Annotated in this window: 10 protein-coding genes; 4 read left to right on the top strand and 6 right to left on the bottom strand. The window is 75.2% G+C overall.

Annotation, left to right across the window (positions count from 1 at the left end; genetic code table 11):
• The first annotated feature begins 48 nt into the window (after window positions 1-48).
• On the top strand, window positions 49-1,437 hold the full coding sequence (locus tag ACIA6B_RS26025; protein ID WP_396777178.1) for an aKG-HExxH-type peptide beta-hydroxylase: 1,389 nt from the start codon (window positions 49-51) through the stop codon (window positions 1,435-1,437).
• Here ACIA6B_RS26025 and ACIA6B_RS26030 read toward each other — a convergent pair.
• Window positions 1,427-2,590: an acyl-CoA dehydrogenase family protein gene (locus ACIA6B_RS26030; RefSeq protein WP_396777180.1), complete on the bottom strand. Its 1,164-nt coding sequence runs from the start codon at window positions 2,588-2,590 to the stop codon at window positions 1,427-1,429. The two genes, ACIA6B_RS26025 and ACIA6B_RS26030, sit on opposite strands and share 11 nt — an antisense overlap.
• Before the next feature lie 246 nt (window positions 2,591-2,836).
• Between ACIA6B_RS26030 and ACIA6B_RS26035 the strand changes: the two genes are divergently transcribed.
• Complete coding sequence (locus tag ACIA6B_RS26035) at window positions 2,837-4,264, top strand: UDP-glucose dehydrogenase family protein (RefSeq protein WP_396777182.1); 1,428 nt, start codon at window positions 2,837-2,839, stop codon at window positions 4,262-4,264.
• A gap of 161 nt (window positions 4,265-4,425) precedes the next feature.
• On the top strand, window positions 4,426-9,339 hold the full coding sequence (locus tag ACIA6B_RS26040) for an SCO7613 C-terminal domain-containing membrane protein (protein WP_396777184.1): 4,914 nt from the start codon (window positions 4,426-4,428) through the stop codon (window positions 9,337-9,339).
• 367 nt (window positions 9,340-9,706) lie between these two features.
• On the opposite strand, the gene purE is transcribed toward ACIA6B_RS26040, so the two are convergent.
• The 4 genes from purE to ACIA6B_RS26060 form a co-directional block, all read right to left on the bottom strand.
• Window positions 9,707-10,198, bottom strand: a complete 492-nt coding sequence (gene purE / locus ACIA6B_RS26045; RefSeq protein WP_396777186.1) for a 5-(carboxyamino)imidazole ribonucleotide mutase — start codon at window positions 10,196-10,198, stop codon at window positions 9,707-9,709.
• Window positions 10,195-11,355, bottom strand: a complete 1,161-nt coding sequence (locus ACIA6B_RS26050) for a 5-(carboxyamino)imidazole ribonucleotide synthase (RefSeq protein WP_396777188.1) — start codon at window positions 11,353-11,355, stop codon at window positions 10,195-10,197. Before ACIA6B_RS26050 ends, purE begins: the two co-directional genes overlap by 4 nt.
• 62 nt (window positions 11,356-11,417) lie before the next feature.
• A complete protein-coding gene (locus ACIA6B_RS26055) occupies window positions 11,418-13,454 on the bottom strand; it encodes a thioredoxin domain-containing protein (RefSeq protein ID WP_396777190.1) in 2,037 nt (678 codons plus the stop codon).
• 85 nt (window positions 13,455-13,539) lie between these two features.
• Window positions 13,540-14,436, bottom strand: a complete 897-nt coding sequence (locus tag ACIA6B_RS26060) for a hypothetical protein (RefSeq protein WP_396777192.1) — start codon at window positions 14,434-14,436, stop codon at window positions 13,540-13,542.
• A gap of 217 nt (window positions 14,437-14,653) precedes the next feature.
• Here ACIA6B_RS26060 and ACIA6B_RS26065 point away from each other — a divergent pair, with 217 nt between their 5' ends.
• On the top strand, window positions 14,654-15,688 hold the full coding sequence (locus tag ACIA6B_RS26065) for a phosphatidylinositol-specific phospholipase C domain-containing protein (RefSeq protein ID WP_396777194.1): 1,035 nt from the start codon (window positions 14,654-14,656) through the stop codon (window positions 15,686-15,688).
• Window positions 15,689-15,791: 103 nt separating this feature from the next.
• Here the strand turns inward: ACIA6B_RS26065 and ACIA6B_RS26070 are convergent, their stop codons facing one another.
• Complete coding sequence (locus ACIA6B_RS26070) at window positions 15,792-18,323, bottom strand: putative bifunctional diguanylate cyclase/phosphodiesterase (RefSeq protein ID WP_396777196.1); 2,532 nt, start codon at window positions 18,321-18,323, stop codon at window positions 15,792-15,794.
• Between the last annotated feature and the right edge of the window lies 1 nt (window position 18,324).

Consider the following 18,324-nt stretch of genomic DNA (forward strand, 5'->3'; position numbering starts at 1 on the left):
GTCCACCGCCGTCGCGGTGGGCCGCCGACTGGTCTGGGGAGGCCGCGGGTGCGGACGGGCCGGTACGAGATGCCCGTCGGCACGTTCCGGGCGCTCGCCCGGGGCGGTGGCGGCCGGGAGGTGGTCCGGCGGTTGCTCGCGGTGCCGGTGAGTCGGAATCTGCTCGCGCTGCGCTCGACCGTGGTGCTCGCCACGGACCTCGGCCACCCGCACGCGCCGCTGGTCAACGACGCCTGGCAGCTCCTCGGCGAGCTGCGGCGGTCGGCTCCCGGGCCCACCCGCGTGGTGCTCGGCTACCCCACCGTGAGCGTCTGGGCGGCAGGCACGCTGCGGGCCCTGGGGCACGGCGACCGGGGGTCCGCCGACGACCCGGCGACGCTGGGCGCGGTGGTGGCCGCGGCGGCGATGCGGGCCGGCGGGCGGGCCCGTGTCAGCTTCCCGACAAGCCCCTCCGGTGCGGTGACGGTGGCCCTGCCCGGCCTGGGCCGGGTCCACCGCGGCCCCGGCGGCGGGGCCGGGCTGGCGGAGCTGACCGTGGACGGGGCGCGTCGCACGCTGACGCTCGACGGCGTGCCGGTGACCGGCCCGGGACTGTCCGCGCGGACGACCGGGACGGCGGGCGGCAGCCCGGCGCCGGCCTGGCACCCGGTGCCCCGGCTACGGGCCGACGGGCACGGCCCCCGGCTGCACCTGGACGATCTCCGGTCGCTGGCCCGTCCGGCCGCCGTCACACCCGTCGACGCGGTCCGGGCCGCCCACTGGGCGGCCCGGCTGTCCCCGGGCTGGCGGCTGCTGGCCACCCGGCACCGGCGGGCCGCCACCGAGCTGACCGAGGCGATCTCCATGGTGATGCCGCTGACCCGGGACGCGGCCGGCCGGCCGTGGGCGGCGGTGACCAGCGGGGGCACGCCCGACGAGCTGACCGCCCCGCTGATCAGCGGCACGTTCCCCGCCGCGGTCGGCTGCCTCGCCCTGTCCGACGGCCCCGGGGCGGCCGGCCCGATCGCCGCGGCCCTCGTGCACGAGCTGGCGCACAACAAGCTGGCCGCCCTGGACCACCTCTTCCCGCTCGTCGAGGCGGCGGAGCCGGCCCGTCACCCGGCGCCGTGGCGGGCCGGCGCCCGGCCCCTGCCGGCGCTCGTGCAGGGCCTCTACGCCCACGTGGCGGTCGGCGAGTTCTGGCGTCGGGAACGGCGCTTCGGTACGACCACCGGCCGCCACCTGGCGCACGCCGAGTTCACCCGGCTCCGGGGGGCCTGCCGAGAGGTGGCTGACCTGCTCCGGACCGCCGACGGGCTGACCGGGTACGGACGGCTGCTCGTCGACCAGCTCGACGACGTGGTCGACGGCTGGTCCGGCGGACGGGCCGGGTCGACCGGCACGGGCCGGGCCGGGCGACGCCGACGGCCCCGCCCGGCCCCGCCGGTCAGCCCTTGAGGAGCTGGCGGGCCATGACGATGCGTTGCACCTGGTTGGTGCCCTCGTAGATCTGGGTGATCTTGGCGTCCCGCATCATCCGCTCGAGCGGGTAGTCCCGGGTGTAGCCGTAGCCGCCGAGCAACTGCACCGCGTCGGTGGTGATCTCCATCGCGGCGTCCGAGGCGAAGCACTTGGCGGCGGCGCCGAAGTAGGTCAGGTCCGCGTCGCCCCGCTCGGACTTGCCGGCGGCGGCGTACGTGAGTTGCCGGGCCGCCTCCAGCTTCATGCCCATGTCGGCGAGCATGAACTGGATGCCCTGGAACTCGGCGATCGCCTTGCCGAACTGCTTGCGCTCCTGGATGTAGCCCCTGGCGTAGTCGAGCGCGCCCTGGGCGATGCCGATCGCCTGGGCGGCGATGGTGACCCGGGTGTGGTCAAGCGTCCTCATCGCGGTGGCGAAGCCGGTGCCCTCGGCGCCGATCATCCGGTCGGCCGGGATCCGGACGTTGTCGAAGTAGACCTCGCGGGTCGGCGAGCCCTTGATGCCGAGCTTCTTCTCCGGAGCGCCGAAGCTCACCCCCGGGTCGGACTTCTCCACCACGAACGCCGAGATGCCCCGCGACCGGGCCGTGGCGTCGGTCACCGCGAAGACGGTGTAGTACTCGGAGACGCCCGCGTTGGTGATCCACCGCTTCACGCCGTTGAGCACCCAGTGGTCACCGTCACGCACCGCCCGGGTGGTCATCGACGCGGCGTCACTGCCCGCCTCCGGCTCGGAGAGGCAGTAGGAGAACATCGCGTCACCCGAGGCCACCGGCGTCAGGTACCGGCGCTTCAGCTCCTCGGAGCCGGCCAGCAGCAGCGGCATGGTGCCCAGCTTGTTGACGGCCGGGATCAGCGAGGACGAGGCGCACGCCCGCGCCACCTCCTCGATCACGATGGCCGTGGCCAGCGCGTCCGCACCGGCGCCGCCGTACTCCACCGGGACGTGCGGGGCGTGGAAGTCGGCCGCCCGCAGCGCGTCGTAGGACGCCTTCGGGAACTCACCTGTCTCGTCCGCCTCAGCGGCGTGCGGCGCCACCTTGGCCGCACAGACCTCACGGACCGCCTCCCGGATCGCCTCGTGCTCCTCCGGCAACCGGTAGACGTCGAACGACTGCTCTGCGGCCATGTCGGCCCTCCCCTTTCACCGCTATCATGCGCAGTCCGGGCCGCCCGAGGGCCGCCGACTGCCGCAGACTGAAGAATAGCCACCGGGCCCCGACCGGACCTTACCGGCGGGTAGGCTCGCGCCCGGGTGGCGGCAACCCGACCCACTACCCTCACACCAGAATCAGTTTCCCTCGGTGCCCGGCCTAGGCGCCCCTGCAGAATGCGACGCGAGGATGCGCCGCCAGTGCGAGCGGAGAAGACAGGCGTGACGATCCCGTACCCGAACTCCCAGCCGATGCCCGCCATCGCCGCGGTGACCCCGCCCTCCGGCGCGGCCCGGCCCCGGGTGACCTTCCTCGGCACCGGTTACCTCGGTGCGACGTACGCCATCTGCTACGCCGAGCTGGGCTACGAGGTGCTCGGCTTCGACGTCGACGCGGACAAGATCGCCAAGCTGAACGCCGGTGAGGTGCCGATCCACGAGCCCGGCCTCGACGAGCTGCTCCGGCGCAACCTGGCCGCCGGCCGACTGCGGTTCAGCACCGACATCGCCGAGACCGCCGACTTCGGCGACGTGCACTTCATCTGCGTCGGCACCCCGCAGCGCGCCGACGGCATGGGCGCCGACCTGTCGTACGTCGAGGCGTCGGTGACCAGCCTGGCCCAGCACCTGACCCGCAAGGCGCTGATCGTCGGCAAGTCCACCGTGCCGGTGGGCACCGCCGAGTGGGTGGAGCAGCTCGTCGGCAAGCACACGCCGGCCGACCTGGGCGTCGAGGTGGCGTGGAGCCCGGAGTTCCTCCAGGAGGGCTTCGCCGTCGACGACGTGCTGCGCCCCAACCGGATCGTGGTCGGCGTCAAGAGCGAGTGGGCCAACGGCATGCTCTTCGCCGCCCACAAGGGCGTCTTCGACCTGGCCGCAACCGAGGACCGGGAGGTCCCGCTGGTGGTCACCGACTTCGCCACCGCCGAGCTGGTCAAGGTCGCTGCCAACGCGTTCCTGGCCACCAAGATCTCCTTCATCAACGCGATGGCCGAGGTCTGCGAGGCCGCCGGCGGTGACGTCACCCAGCTCGCCCGCTCCATCGGGTACGACCCCCGGATCGGCAACCGCTTCCTCCAGGCCGGCCTCGGCTTCGGCGGCGCGTGCCTGCCCAAGGACATCCGCGCCTTCCAGGCCCGCGCCCAGGAGCTCGGCGCCGGCGAGGCGCTCCGCTTCCTGCACGAGGTCGACCTGATCAACCTGCGTCGGCGTACCCGGGTGGTGCAGCTCGCCGCCGAGCTGCTCCACCGCCGTTCCGGCCCGGCCGGCCCGGACCTCTCCGGCACCCGGATCGCGGTGCTCGGCGCGACCTTCAAGCCCAACACCGACGACGTCCGCGACGCCCCCGCCCTCGCGGTGGCCGCGCTGCTCGGCAAGGCCGGCGCCGACGTGCACGTCTTCGACCCGCAGGGGATCGAGAACGCGCGCCGCGCGGTGCCCGGCCTGGCCTACGAGGAGACCATGAACGACGCCGTCCAGGGCGCCGACCTGGTCTGCGTGCTCACCGAGTGGGCCGAGTTCCGCAACGCCGACCCGGTGGCCCTGGGCGAGCTGGCCAACGGCCGGCGGGTCGTCGACGGGCGCAACTGCCTCGATTCGACACTGTGGACGCAGGCCGGCTGGGAGTACCGCGGCCTGGGCCGTCCCTGACCGATCGACGCCGGGCCGGCCGGCCGGGGAGCAGCCTCCCCGGCCGGCCGGTCTTTTTGTTGTCCGGAACGCGCCGGCAACTGTCGAAATCCCGGCCCGCTCAAGGCATGCTGCCTCTGGGAGGTCCACAGTGCGAGGGCACAGGCGGACGGGAGACGGTCGTGGAGAGCTTCAGGTGCGCCTCGTGCGGGCGGGAGATCAAGCCCGCCCCCGTCTGTCCGCACTGCGGCACGGAGCAACCGCAGTGGGCCGAGCACCTGGCCGACATCGAGCGGTCGATCGCCGAGATGAAGGCCCGGGACGCCGAGATCGCCCGTGAGCAACGGCAGATCGCCGCCAAGATGCAGGCCGCGCTCTTCCAGCGGGACATCCTGGCGCACGCCGGTGAGGAACGGGTCAAGCAGGCCACCCGGCCCCGCCGGGTGCTGCGGCGACGCCCGGGACGCCGGCCGCCCACCGCCGCCACCGGCGCGCCACCGCGGGTGCCCCGGCAGGGCACCCCGCCGCCCGGACCGGACGACCTTCCCCCGTCACCGCCCCGCGGCCGGCCGCAGTGGCTCGACGCGGACGACCCGGAGCACCCGCCGGAGGCGTCCTCGCGCGAGGTGCAGAACATCCCGCTCGGGCTGGGCGCGCTGCTGCTCGGCGTCGCGGCGGTGGTGTTCGCGGCGGTCGCCACCAGCTCGATGGACGCGCTCGCCCGGCTCGGCGTGCTGCTGGTCGCGACCGTGCTGATGCTGCTCGCCCCGCCGGTGCTGGCCCGCCGCGGGCTCACCTCGACCGCCGAGACGATCGCCGCGGTCGGACTGCTGCTGGTGCCGTTGGCCGGGTACGCGGTCTGGGCCGTGGACCGGATCGGCGGCGGCACCTCGGGCGCCGCGTTCGCGGGCGCGATCTTCCTGGTCACCACCGTGGTCGCGGTCGGGTACGCGTACGGCACCGGGCTTCGCGCGCCCCGCTTCGCGACCGTGCTGGCCGCCCAGCCGGTGCTGCCGCTGCTGGCGTACGAGCGGGTGACCGGCCCGACCGGCTGGGCGCTGGTGCTCACCCTGGTGGCGGTGCTGAACCTGGCGCTGGTCCGCTCCCCGGTGGTGCGCGAACGGCCGGTCCGGGCGGACCTGCCCCGCACCGCACCGCCTGCACCCGCCGCGTCCCGGCAGCGCGCCGACGACGACCGGCCCGAGTCGGCGCCGGAGGAGTCCGGCGAGGTGCTCGGCGGCGAGCCGCCGGCCGGTCCGGCCGCCGCCGCGCCGGCCCGCCCGGTGCCGTGGCTGCGCGAGCTGACCTGGCTGCTGCACGGCGCGGCGGTGGCGCTCGCCCTGGCGTACGCGGTCACCGCCCTGCTGCGCGCCGCCACCGTGCCGGTCGCCGCCGGCGCGGGCGCGGTGCTGCTGCTCGCCGCGCTGACCGCGCTGGCCGGCACGTTGGCGCTGCGCCGGCCGCCGCTGCCCGACGTGGGCGCCGGCATTCTCACGCTCGCGGTCATCGGCGCGCTCGGGCGGGTCGCCTCGGTGGCGTTGCCCGGCCGGTCCCTGCTGCTGATCGCCGCGGTCATCGCGCTCACCGGCCTCGCCGTCCGGGCCATGCCGGAGACGGCCCGCCGGGGCCCGCAGCTCGCCTCCGCGGCGGCGTTGACGGTCAGCGGCCTGGTGGTCGCCGGCGGCGCGTTGCGCGCCGGGCTGGCCCCGGCCCGGGCGTCGCTGCCCGCCTGGTCCGCCGACCTGGGCGGCTGGCACGCCGAGCTGGCCCGGGCGGTCGGCCCGACCGGCTGGCAGCTCGCCGCCGCCGCCCTGCTGCTCACCGTCGCCGCCGTGGTCGCGCTGCCCACCACGATCCGGCGCGAGTTCGCGGTGGTCGGCGCCGCGCTCACCGCGCTCGCCGTGCCGGCCTCGCTCGGTCTGGGCTGGGCGGCGGCCTGCTGGCCGATGCTGGTGACCGCCGTCGCCATCGGGGTGCTCGGGCTCACCGCCGGCACGGAGCGGGCCGCGGTGGCGCACGCGGTGACCGCGGCCGGGCTGGGGCTGACCGGCGCCGGCGCCGCGCTCGCCCGGCCCGCGCTCACCGCCGCCGCGCTGACCCTGCTCTTCCTGGCCGGGGCGTTGGTCTCGCTCGCGCCCCGGGTCCGGATCGCCGCCGCCGCGACGGATGCCGTCTGCGCCTGGGCGGCCGGTGGCGCGGCGTTCGCCCTGCCCGGCGCGGTGGCCGCGTTCGTCGCCGCCACCGTGCCGACCCCGCCGGCGCACACCCCGGCCAACCTGCGCGAGATCACCGTGCCGATCCTCGCGGCGAGCTTCCTCGCGGTCTGCGTGACGCTCGCCTACGCCGCCCTGGTCCAGGTGGCGCAGCGGCAGCTGAGCATGCCGCACGCGCTCGGCACCGTGCTCGGCGCGGTGACCGTCGCCGCCGCCGCGCTCTTCGCGCCCGGCGCCACCTCGGCGGACGCCTGGGTGGGCGGGCTGCTGCTGATCGCCGCCGCGCTGCTGGCGGCGGCGCCCCGGATCGACGCCCGACGCCGCGCCGACATGTCGCTCGACGGCTCCGACCTGGCGCTCGCCGCCACCACGGTGGCGCTGGTCGCCACGCTGGTGCGGATCGCCGCGGTGCTCGCGCCGGGCGGCCAGCTCATGGTGGCCGCCGCGCTGGTGCTGGTGGTGGCCGTCGCGGCCCGGGCGCTGCCGGAGGAGTGGCGGCGCGGCCCGATTCTCGGCATCGCCGCCGGCGGTGCCCTGATCGGTCTCGTCGCCGCCTGGAGCGCGCTGCGCGGCGGCGTCGGCGTGCTGGCCACCCCCGGCCCGATCTGGGCCGGGGACCTGAGCGGCTGGCCGGCCGCGCCGACCGGCGGAACGACCTGGCAGGCGCCGGTCGCGCTGGCGTTGCTGGCGGCGACCGCCGCCGTCCTGCTGCCGCCGCCCTGGAAGTACGACGTGTCGGGCGTGTGCGCGGTGCTCGCCACCGTGGGCGCGCCGGCCGCGTTCGACCTGCCCTGGTGGTCACCGGTGCTGGTCGGCACCATGGTGGCCGCGGTCTTCGGGATGGCGGCGGTGGCCGCGACGGATCCGAGGGCCGCACTGTCCCGGGCCACCGTGGCCGGTGTGGTGGCGTTGCACGCCACCGGCGCCGGGCTGGTCCGGCCCTGGACCACCGCGTTGGCGCTGAGCAGCATCGCGTTGATCGGGGTGACGGTGGCGGCCCTGGCCCGGTCGTTCGCGCCGGCGCTGGTGGAGGACGTCCGTACCGAGGGCATGCCGCCGCACCTGGTCCAGGTGGGCGGCGCGGCGGCCGGGTCGGCGCTGCTCGCCCTGCCCGGCGCGGTGGCCGCGCTGTCGGTCGAGTTCGGCCGTCCCGCGCAGGTGGTGCTCACCGCCGCCCTGGCCGCGGCCAGCCTCGGCCTGGCGGTGGTCGCGGCGGTCCGCCGGCAGGTGCCGCAGTACCTGCCGTACGCCAGCGTGGCGGTGGTGGGCGCGGGCACCGTCACGGCGGCCACCGCCCTCGTCGTCCACCTACCCGCCGGGGTGTTCGCCGCCGCCGCCGCGCTGCTCGGTGTGCTCGCCGAGCTGATCCGGGCGGCCACCGTCCCGCCGGTCGGCTCGGCCCGACCGGTACGCCGGTGGTCGGTGCTGCTGAACGGGGCGCTGCGCCGGGACCCGGACCGTCCCACCGAGCTTCGGTGGCGGGTCAGCCCGGCGGCCGGCGCGTTGGCCGCGGCGGCGCTGCCCACCGCGCTGGCGCTCGTCACGCTGGCGCCCACGCTGGTGGTGGCGCTGTTCTCGACGTTCGTGGTGCTGGGCCGGGTGTGGCAGGGGCCGCCCCCGGAACTGCTCACCCCGCCGCCGGACGCGGTGGACCCGACCCACGTGCTCACCGCGCTGCTGCTCACCGCGACCGCCGCGCTGGCCGCGACCGGGTTCAGCGGCGGTCGCCGCTCCCGGGCGGTGCCGGTGATCCTGCCCGGGGCGGCCCTCACGCTGCTGATCGCGCCGGTGGCGCTCGGCCAGGGCTGGCCGGTGACCGCGGAGGCGGGGCTGGTGGTGTTCACCATCTCGATGCTGGGGTTGGCGCTGACCCCGCCGCCGGCGTTGGCCGAGCCGGGTCGCTCGATCCGGGTCGCCCGGGTGCTGGTCTTCGTCATCGGGCTGGCCGCCGGCGGCGCCGGGCTGGCCGGCGCGCTCGCCACCCGCGACCTCACCCTGATCACGTTGGGGAGCGCGGTCGGCGTGGGCGCGGTGGCCGCGTTCTTCGGCACCACCCAACGGGCCCGCATCCTCGGCTGGCTGTTCGCCTCGCTGATGGCGCAGCTCTTCGTGCTCACGCTGGGGCTGGTGGCCGGGCTGGCCGCGGTGTGGTCGGCGTTCGGCGTGCTGGCGGTGGGCGCGGCGTTGCAGGTGTTCGCCGCCACGCTGCCCCGGCTGCGCCGGCCCGAGGCGTACCGGGAGGCGGCCACCGTCGAGTGGAGCGGGTACGCTGCGGCGCTCATCGCGCTGGCCCTGGCGTTCGACTCGCCCCGGCACATCGCCGCGTTGCTGGCCGCCTGGGGTGCGGTGCTCGGGGTGGCGGCCAGCCGGCCGGGGCGTCGCCCGGTCGAGCGGAACCTGCTGTTCTGGGCGGTGGTGGCCTGCGAGATCACCGCCTGGTGGATCCTGATGTGGGTGGCCGACGTGGCGCTTCCGGAGGCGTACACTCTGCCGTTCGCCGCGCTGGCCCTGCTGGTCGGCGTGCTGCAACTTCGGCACCGGCCGGACATGTCGAGCTGGGTGGCGTACGGGCCGGCGCTGGTGACCGCGTTCCTGCCCACGCTGGCGATCGTGCTGGCCACCGACTCCAGCATGCTGCGCCAGGTGTTGCTGCTGCTCGGGGCCGTGGCGGTGCTGATCTTCGGCTCGGTGAGCCGGCAGCAGGCGCCGGTGATCGTGGGCGCGACGGTGACCGCCGTCGCCGCGGTGCACGCGTTGTTCAGTCTCGGCCCGTGGCTGGTGCTGATCCCGGTCGGCCTCGTGCTGCTGGTGCTCGGGGCCAGCAACGAACGGCGCCGCCGGGCCCAGGAACGCCTACAGACCGCGCTGCGCGGCATGCGGTGACGGGGTCCTCTCGTCCGCCTGACCGATGCCGAGAACCATGGTCGCGACGACTGGGAGGCGGCCGGCAGGAACCGGCGGCCGGCGCACACCGGCCAACAACGACGGTCACCCTGTGCACCGGACCGGCCGCCGGCCCGGTCGCCCGTTGACGCCCTTTGCTCTGCAGCCACGGGCGCATCGATCACCCTGCGTGACCGACCATTACCACGCCACCAGCCCAGGGCGGAGGCACCACCGCAGTTCAGCGCGGTGCTGCGTTGATGGCTGCAGAGCAAAGGCGGCGAAGGCAATGACCACTTCGGCCGCCACCGATCACGCTCAGCGACGACAGGCCGCCGACACGCAGAGTGAGCGAGCTGCCAGCGGGTCAGGCCAGCGAGGCGCGGAGCGCCGCCTCCTTCTCGGCGACCAGGTCCTCCAGGCTCGCCTGGTAGGCGGCCATCCGGTCACGCAACGCCGGGTCGGCGGCGCCCAGGATGCGGACCGCGAGCAGCCCGGCGTTGCGGGCGTTGCCGATCGACACCGTGGCGACCGGCACGCCGGCCGGCATCTGCACGATGGACAGCAGCGAGTCCATCCCGTCCAGGTACTTCAGCGGCACCGGCACGCCGATCACCGGCAGCGGGGTGACCGAGGCGACCATCCCGGGCAGGTGGGCGGCCCCACCCGCGCCCGCGATGATCACCCGGATGCCCCGGCCGGCGGCGGACCGACCGTACTCGATCATCTTGACCGGGGTGCGGTGCGCGGAGACCACCCCGACCTCGTGCGGCACGCCGAACTCGTCGAGCGCCTCGGCGGCAGCCCGCATGGTCGGCCAGTCCGAGTCGCTGCCCATGATCAGCCCGACCGTACTCATGCTGTTCCCTCCTGAAGCCACCGCGCCGCGCGGGCGGCCCGGGCCCGCACGTCGGCCAGGTCCGTGCCGAGCACCGTGACGTGCCCGATCTTGCGGCCCGGTCGGACCTGCTTGCCGTAGAGGTGGACCTTGGCGCCCGGTTCGGCCGCGAACAGGTGGTGCAACCGCTCGTCGATCGAGATGCCGCCCGGTTCCCCGCCCAGCACGTTCGCCATCACCACCACCGGCGCGGCGAGCGACGTGTCCCCCATCGGGTAGTCCAGCACCGCGCGCAGGTGCTGCTCGAACTGGGAGGTGCGCGCACCCTCGATCGTCCAGTGGCCGGAGTTGTGCGGACGCATGGCCAGCTCGTTGACCACCAGCCCGGAGGGCGTGTCGAACAGCTCCACCGCGAGCAGCCCGACCACGCCGAGCGCGGTGGCCAGGTCGATGGCGAGCTGCTGCGCGGCCACCGCCCGCTCCTCGGGCAGGTCGGGCGCGGGCGCCAGCACCTCGACGCAGATGCCGTCGCGCTGCACGGTCTCCACCACCGGGTACGCGGCCACCTGCCCGAACGGCGACCGGGCGACCTGCACGGCCAGCTCCCGACGCAACGCCACCCGCTCCTCGACCAGCAGCGGCGTGCCGCCGTCGAGCAGCGTGGCGGCCAGCTCGGCGGCCTGGTCGGCGTCGTCCACCAACCAGACGCCCCGGCCGTCGTAGCCGCCCCGGGCGGCCTTGAGCACCACCGGCCAGCCGCTCTCCTCGCCGAACCCGACCAGGTCGGCCGGCGACTCCACCGGACGCCAGGCCGGGTTCGGCGCGCCCAGGTCGGCGAGCCGCTCCCGCATCACCCGCTTGTCCTGCGCGTGCACCAGCGCCTCGGCCGGCGGGAACAGCTTGACGCCCTCCGCGGCAAGCGCACGGATGTGCTCGTTCGGCACGTGCTCGTGGTCGAACGTGACCACGTCGCAGCCCTTCGCGAACGTGCGGAGCGCGGTCAGGTCGGTGTGGTCGCCGTACTGGACGTCGGCGGCGACGAGCGCCGCGCCGTCGTCCGGGGCGAGTGCCAGCACGCGCAGCGACTGGCCGAGAGCGATGGCGGCCTGGTGGGTCATCCGGGCCAGTTGGCCGCCACCCACCATGCCCACGACGGGGAGTCCGGTCCGGGAGTCCATAGCGCCGCCAGCCTAACCGGGCCGGCGGCGGGCCCGACCGTGAGGGCGGCCCCCGCCGGGACTCAGCCGAGCTGGGCGACCAACTCCTCGACCGAGGTCACCGGCCGCTGGCAGACGAACCCCCGACAGACGTACGCGGTCGGCCGCCCGTCGACCAGGGGCCGGCCGGCCAGCAGCGGCACGCCGGGCTGATCCGGGGCGCCCGCGACCACCACCGCGCCGGGCGGGGCGTGCCGGTGCGCGGCGGCCACCAGCGGGTCACCCGCCGGGTCGTCGGTCGCCACCGCGATCTCGTACGGCCCGGAGAGCAGCGCCTCGCCCACCGTGGCGGCGTAGCCGGTGAACCGGGCGTGCCGGTCCACGATCGGCGCGACGGTCGACAGGGTCGCCTCCGCGGCCTCCCGGTAGCGGGTCTCCCCGGTCAACGCCGCGTACGCCACGAGCGCCGCGACGATCGCCGACCGGCCCGACGGGGTCGCGTTGTCGGTCGGGTCGGCCGGCCTGGTGACCAGGCGTTCGGCGTCGTCGGCGGTGTCGTAGAAGCCGCCGTCCGGCGCCGCGAACCGGGCCAGCGCCACGTCGAGCAGCTCACCGGCCAGCGTCAGCCACCGCCCCTCGCCGGTGAGCTGGTGCAGCGCGCAGAACGCCTCCGCGACGCAGCCGTAGTCCTCCAGCACCCCCGCCGGCGCGCCCACCACCCCGTCCCGGGACACCCGGCGCAGCCGGCCGTCCACCAGGTGCACGGCGGCCAGGTGCTCGGCGGCGTCGCGCATCGCCCCGTCGGCGACGATGACGACACCCTCCATCAGGTTCGCGTCCTCGTCCTCCGGCGTCGCGTAGAGCGCGGCGACCTGCTGGAACTCCGCGATGGCGGTGATCGCCAAGCCGTTCCAGGCGGCCACCACCTTGTCGTCGCGGGCCGGTTGGGGGCGGGTGTCACGGGCGTGCAGCAGCCGGCCCGCCACGTCCCGCCAGCGGTCCCGGACCGCCGGATCGGCGTCGTCCACGTCCCGGGCCAGCCGCAGCACGCTGGCGCCCTCCTCGAAGGTGCCGTCGGCGGTGACGGTGAACAGGTCGGCGGCGAACCGGCCGTCCTCCTCGCCCAGCACCTCGACGAGCTGGTCCGGCGTCCAGACGTAGGTGAGCCCCTCGACGCCCTCGGTGTCCGCGTCCAGCGCCGAGGCGAAGCCCTCGCCGGCCCGGTGCAGCTCGTCGGCGAGGAACCGGGCGGTGTCGCGGGCCACCCGGCGGGCCAGCCTGTCGCCGGTGACCCGCCAGAGCTGGGTGTAGACGCGCAGCAGCAGCGCGTTGTCGTAGAGCATCTTCTCGAAGTGCGGCACGGTCCAGTGGCCGTCCACCGAGTAGCGGGCGAAGCCGCCGGCGAGCTGGTCGTTCAGGCCGCCGCGGGCCATCGCCTCGGCGGTGTGCCGGACGATCTCCAGGCTGCGCGCCGACCCGGTCCGCCGGTGGTGCCGGAGCAGGAAGAGCAGGTTCATGTGCGGCGGGAACTTCGGGGCGCCGCCGAAGCCGCCGTTCGTCTCGTCGTACTCCTTCGCGAGCTGGGCGGCGGCACCGTCGAGCAGCTCGGCGGTGAGCGGGGCGGTCATGCCGCCGACGGCCTGGGCGCCGCCGATCGCCTCGACCACGGCGGCCCCCTGCCGCAGCACCTCCTCGCGCTGGTCCCGCCAGGCGGCGGCGACCGAGCCGAGCAGCCGGACGAAGTTGGCCCGGGGGAAGTAGGTGCCGCAGAAGAACGGGGTGCCGTCCGGGGTGGCGAAGACCGTCATCGGCCAGCCGCCCTGGCCGGTCATCGCCTGGGTGGCGGTCATGTAGACGGCGTCGACGTCCGGGCGTTCCTCGCGGTCGACCTTGACGCAGACGAAGTCGTCGTTCATGAGCCGGGCCACGGCCTCGTTCTCGAACGACTCGTGGGCCATCACGTGGCACCAGTGGCAGGCGGCGTAGCCGACCGAGATGAGCACCGGCACGTCACGCCGCCTCGCCTCGGCGAACGCCTCGTCACACCAGGGCCACCAGTCGACCGGGTTGTCGGCGTGCTGGAGCAGATAGGGCGAGGTGGCCTCGGCGAGTCGATTCACCATCCGACCATAGCGAGCGCGCGGTGCCCGCGCGCCGCGAGTGGCCGGCCGGGTCGGGGACCACGGTCCCGACCCGGCCGCCGGGTCAGCGGGTCAGCGTGAGCGTCGAGGTGTCCGTCACGGTGAACTCGTTCCAGTACTCGAAGTCGCGGACCGTGATCTCGCTGACCGCCTGCGCGGTGCCGCGCTGGAACGTGACGTCGGCCGGGTAGGTGGTCGCCGACCAGGGCACCTCTTGGCCCGGGACGCACGGGACGTACGGCGAGAAGTAGGCCCGCACGGTGCCTGCCTTCTTCTGCTGCTGGACCAGCTCGCCGGCGATGTCGAAGGTGTCCGCCCGGGTGCAGGTGATCGTGCCACGGATGGTGGCGATGCCCTTGCTGTCCACCGTGGCCGCGGGGTTGACGGTCAGCGTGACGTCGAGCGCCGGCAGCGGCGGCGGGTTCGAGATGTGGATCTCCCCGCGCAGGCCGCCGGTCGCCCCCTCGCACTGGATCTCGAAGGTGGCGTCGAAGCGCTCGACGTAGTCGAACGGGCCCCAGGCGGCGTCGAGGACGGTGAACGAACCGGTGCTCTGCGCGCAGGAGCGGCCCCAGCCGGCGTTGGAGAGCCGGATGCCGGCCGCGTCGCTCCCGTAGGCCGGCTGGCCGACGCCCTGGAAGGTGTCGCCCGCCTTCAGTGTCTGACCGGCCGGCGCGGTGATGTCGAGATACCAGTAGTTGTCGACATCGCTCCAGAACTGCATCCCGAACTGTCGTTGCTCGGCGCCGGACGCGCTCATCTCGTCGCCCGGGGTCGGCGCGGCGGAGCTGTAGGAGTAGGAGTTGCCGGCGGTTATCGGGTCACCGGGCTCGCCGGTGACGCTGAACGACCAGGACTGCACCGGCCGGGCCTGCGCCGGCGCGGAGCCGACCAGGCCGGCGGCCCCGGCGGTCAGCGCCATGGTAGCGGCGAGCAGAACCGATCTCCAGGAACGTCTCATCATCGTCTCCCCCGTGTGGACGTCGACGGGGACGCCGGTCGCGTCCGCCGTGCCAGCAGACTAGGGCCGACCAGCGGTCCCCCGCTGCCCCGCACCGGCGGGATGTCGGCAGCCCGACGGCCCGCCACGAAACGTCCTTCCGTTATTCATTCTGGTCTATTTGAATCGGCGCATGTCCGGCGTCGCCCACCGCCGGCACGTCCGAAGGAGACGGTCCATGCGCAGACCCCCCGTCCGGCTCGCCCTGCTCGCCCTCGCCGCCCTCGCCGGCGCCGCGCTGACCCCCGCCGCCGCGTCCGCCGCGGTGCCACCGGAGACCCGCTGGTCCGCCACCACCACCGTCGGGATCCACAACACGTACGAGCGCGGCACCTACACCTACCTGGCCCAGGCGCTCGACGCCCGACCCGGCCTGATCGAACTGGACGTCTGGCCGGACGTGCTCACCCGGCAGTGGCGGGTCAGTCACAGCAACCCGCTCGGCAACGACAACAACTGCGTGGCCGCCACCAGCGCGGCCCAGCTCTACACCGGCACCCGGAACAAGAACCTGGAACACTGCCTGGACGACATCCGGCTCTGGCTGGGCGTCCACCCCGACGCCGGCCCGGTGATCCTCAAGCTGGAACTCAAGACCGGCTTCAGCAGCCGTACCGGGCAGGGGCCGGCCCAGCTCGACGCGGTGCTCGCCGCCCGCCTCGGCGACCGGGTGTTCCGCCCCGCCGACCTGCTCGGCGGCCACCCGGGCCTGGACGCCGCCGCCCGCGCCGACGCCTGGCCCACCCGGGGACAGCTCGCCGGCAAGGTGATCGTGGAGCTGATCCCCGGCACCGTCGAGGAGGGCAACCCGACCGACACCCTCTGGACCGACGTGGAGTACGCGCGCCACCTGGCCGGCCTGGCGGCGGCCGGCACACTGGACACCGCCCGCGCGTTCCCGGCCGTGCACCGCGCCCAGGCCGGCGACCCCCGCACCCGGTACGCGGACCCGGCCCTGCGCCAGTGGTTCGTCGTCTTCGACGGCGACGCCTCGGCGTACGTCACCGGCGGCATCGACACCGCCTGGTACGACACGAACCACTACCTGCTGGTGATGACCGACGCGCAGAACGTCCCGCCGGCGGTCGGCGCCGGTGACGCCGACGCGGCGGCGGCCCGGGTCGCCCAGCTCGCCCGCGCGCACGCCACCATCGCCTCCGCCGACTGGTCCAGTCTCCCCACCGTCCTCGACGACGTCCTCCCCCGAGGCTGACCCCTGAGTTGACGCCCCTGTTTCACGGAAAGCGTGGCTGTCCGGGCCCGGACAGCCACGCTTTCCGTGAATCTGCGGCAGAGAGGGGGTGGGGGTGGGGGGGTCAGGAGGCGCCGTCGGCGCGTAACGGGAAGACGTTGCCGCGAGCCGTGTCGCGCAGCGAGCCGAGCACCGCGCCGATCTTGTCCGCCGGCATCGGCTTGAAGAAGTGGTAGCCCTGGGCGGCGGTGCAGCCCAGCTCCGCCAGCGCGGTGCGCTGCTCGGCGGTCTCCACGCCCTCGGCCACCACCCGCAGGCCCAGCTCGTGGGCGAGCCCGACGGTGGTACGCACGATCGCCGCCGCCTCCGGCGAGTCCGCCATCCGGATCACGAAGGAGCGGTCCACCTTCAACTCGTCGACCGCGATCCGGGTCAGGAACGTCAACGAGGAGAAGCCGGTGCCGAAGTCGTCCACGGCGAGCTGCACGCCCATCGCCCGCAGCGTGGCCAGCACCTCGTCGATGACCTCCAGCTCGCTCATCACCACCGTCTCGGTGATCTCCAGGACCAGCCGGCGCGGCGGGACCTGGTGCCGGCGCAGCGCCTCCTCGATCTCGGCGGGCAGCCGCGGGTCGAGCAGGCTGCGCGCCGACAGGTTCACCGAGATCGGGACGTCCAGCCCTTCCCGCGCCCACCCGGCGGCCACCGCCAGCGCCTTGTCCAGCACGTAGCGGGTGAAGCTGCCGAGCTGCTCGCTGTTCTCCACCGGCCGGATGAAGTCGGACGGTCCCAGCCAGCCCCGGCGCGGATGCCGCCACCGGATCAACGCCTCCACCCCGGTCGGCGCGCCGGTGGCCAGGTCGACCGCCGGCTGCAACGCGAGCACCAACTGGTCGTCGGCGGCCAGCGCCTCGCGCAGCTCCGCGAGCAACGCCAGGTGGTCGGTGCTCGCCGCGTCCCGCGAGCTGTCGTACGCGGCGACGCTGCCGCCGCCCTCCTTGGCCTGGTACATCGCGATGTCGGCACGCCGCAGCAGCTCGGTCAGGTCGGCGGCGCCCGCGTCGGCCGCCACCACGCCGACCGCCACCTCGACCGACATCCGCACGCCGGCCACCTCGGTCGGGGCGGCGAGCCGCTCGGCGACCTCCCGGGCCTGACGCAGCGCGTACGTCAGCGGGGCCGTCCGGTCGTCGATCACCGGGACCGAGGTCAGCAGCAGCGCGAACTCGTCGCCGCCGAGCCGCCCGAGCAGGTCGCCCGGCCGGGTCAGCACGGCCAGCCGGTCGGCGGTCAGCCGCAGCAGCTCGTCTCCGGCGGCGTGCCCCAGCGTGTCGTTGACCTCCTTGAACTGGTTCACGTCCAGCAGGAGCAGGGCCACCGGGTGGTCGTGCGGACGCTGCCGCAGCGCCTGGTCGCCCCGGGCCAGCAGCGCCGCCCGGTTGAGCAGCCCGGTGAGCTGGTCGTGCACCGCCTCGTACGACGACCGGGCGGTGACCAGCCGCAGTTCACGGTGGGTCGCGGCGTCGTGCAGCGCGGCGGTCAGGGCGTCGGAGAACGCGGCCACCCCGTCGCGTTCGGCGGGGCTGGGCGGGGCGGACCGGGCGAAGCGCACCCGCAGCCGGCCCACCTCGACGGTGCCGACGGCGAGCCGCCGGACCAGCTCGTGCTCGCCGGCCTCGGCTTCCGCGGTCGGGTCCACCTCGACGTCCCGCACCTGACCGCCGAGGTCGGTCCGGTAGCGGAGCCAGCGCCCCTCCCCGCGCGCCACGTCCACCTCGACCAGCTCGGCCCCGAACAGGGTGAGCGCCCCGGTCACCGCGGCGGTCGCGACGCCGCGTTCGTCGAGCTGGTTGAGCGCGGCGGTGGCCTCGGCGAACGCCCGCCAGGTCCGCCGTTCCTGGTCGGCCCGGAGCCGGTGCCGGTAGGTCTGTTGCAGCAGCCACAGCGGGGGCGGCAGGAGCAGCAGCCAGCGTGCGTCGAGTTCGAGCAGCGCGACCACCACCAGGCCGACCGCGACGTTGCCGACGAACATGGGCAGCTTGCCGCGGAGCGCGGCCAGCAGCGGCGGCCCGATCGGGATGCCGTGCCGCAGGGCGATCGTGGCGGCGCCCAGCCAGGCGGTGGTGAGCAGGTAGGTGACCGCGCCGGCGCCCAGCGCCAGGGCCAGCTCCGGGGTCGGTGCGGCGAGCAGCGGCCGGCCGAGCGCGCTCGCGACGGCCCCGGCCAACGCGGTGGCGGCGGTGAGCGAGCCGGCGATGCGGACCAGTTCCAGCACCGGGCGGCGGTCGGCGACGAGCGACATGGTGGTCCAGGCGGCACCGGCGCCGAGCAGCGCCGCGCCCGGGAGCCAGCCGGCGGGCACCAGCCAGAGGCAGACCACGAGCGCGGCCTCGCCCCAGGTGATGCTGACCATGCCGGCCGCGGCACGGAAGCGCAGGCGGGCGAGCTGGGCGACGGCGAACGTGACCGCGGCGAGACCGAACCGCGCCGGCCCGGGCAGCGGGTCATCGACCGGCAGGTGCGCCGGTACGGCGAGACCGAGCACCGCCGCCAGCAGCGCGGTGACCGCGACCGCGGCGGTCAGCAGCACGACGCTCCACGGGGTGCCGCGCAGGCCGAGCCGGTCGGGGGGACGGTCGGCCGGTTCGGAGGTCACG

This window comes from Micromonospora sp. NPDC051141, from assembly GCF_044455765.1.
In the GTDB taxonomy this organism is placed as follows: domain Bacteria; phylum Actinomycetota; class Actinomycetes; order Mycobacteriales; family Micromonosporaceae; genus Micromonospora.

Coding starts and splice junctions, on each gene's coding strand:
- ACIA6B_RS26030 (WP_396777180.1), bottom strand. CDS start 2,590: ATGGCCGCAGAGCAGTCGTTCGACGTCTACCGGTTGCCGGAGGAGCAC.
- ACIA6B_RS26060 (WP_396777192.1), bottom strand. CDS start 14,436: ATGAGACGTTCCTGGAGATCGGTTCTGCTCGCCGCTACCATGGCGCTG.
- ACIA6B_RS26050 (WP_396777188.1), bottom strand. CDS start 11,355: ATGGACTCCCGGACCGGACTCCCCGTCGTGGGCATGGTGGGTGGCGGC.
- ACIA6B_RS26065 (WP_396777194.1), top strand. CDS start 14,654: ATGCGCAGACCCCCCGTCCGGCTCGCCCTGCTCGCCCTCGCCGCCCTC.
- purE (WP_396777186.1), bottom strand. CDS start 10,198: ATGAGTACGGTCGGGCTGATCATGGGCAGCGACTCGGACTGGCCGACC.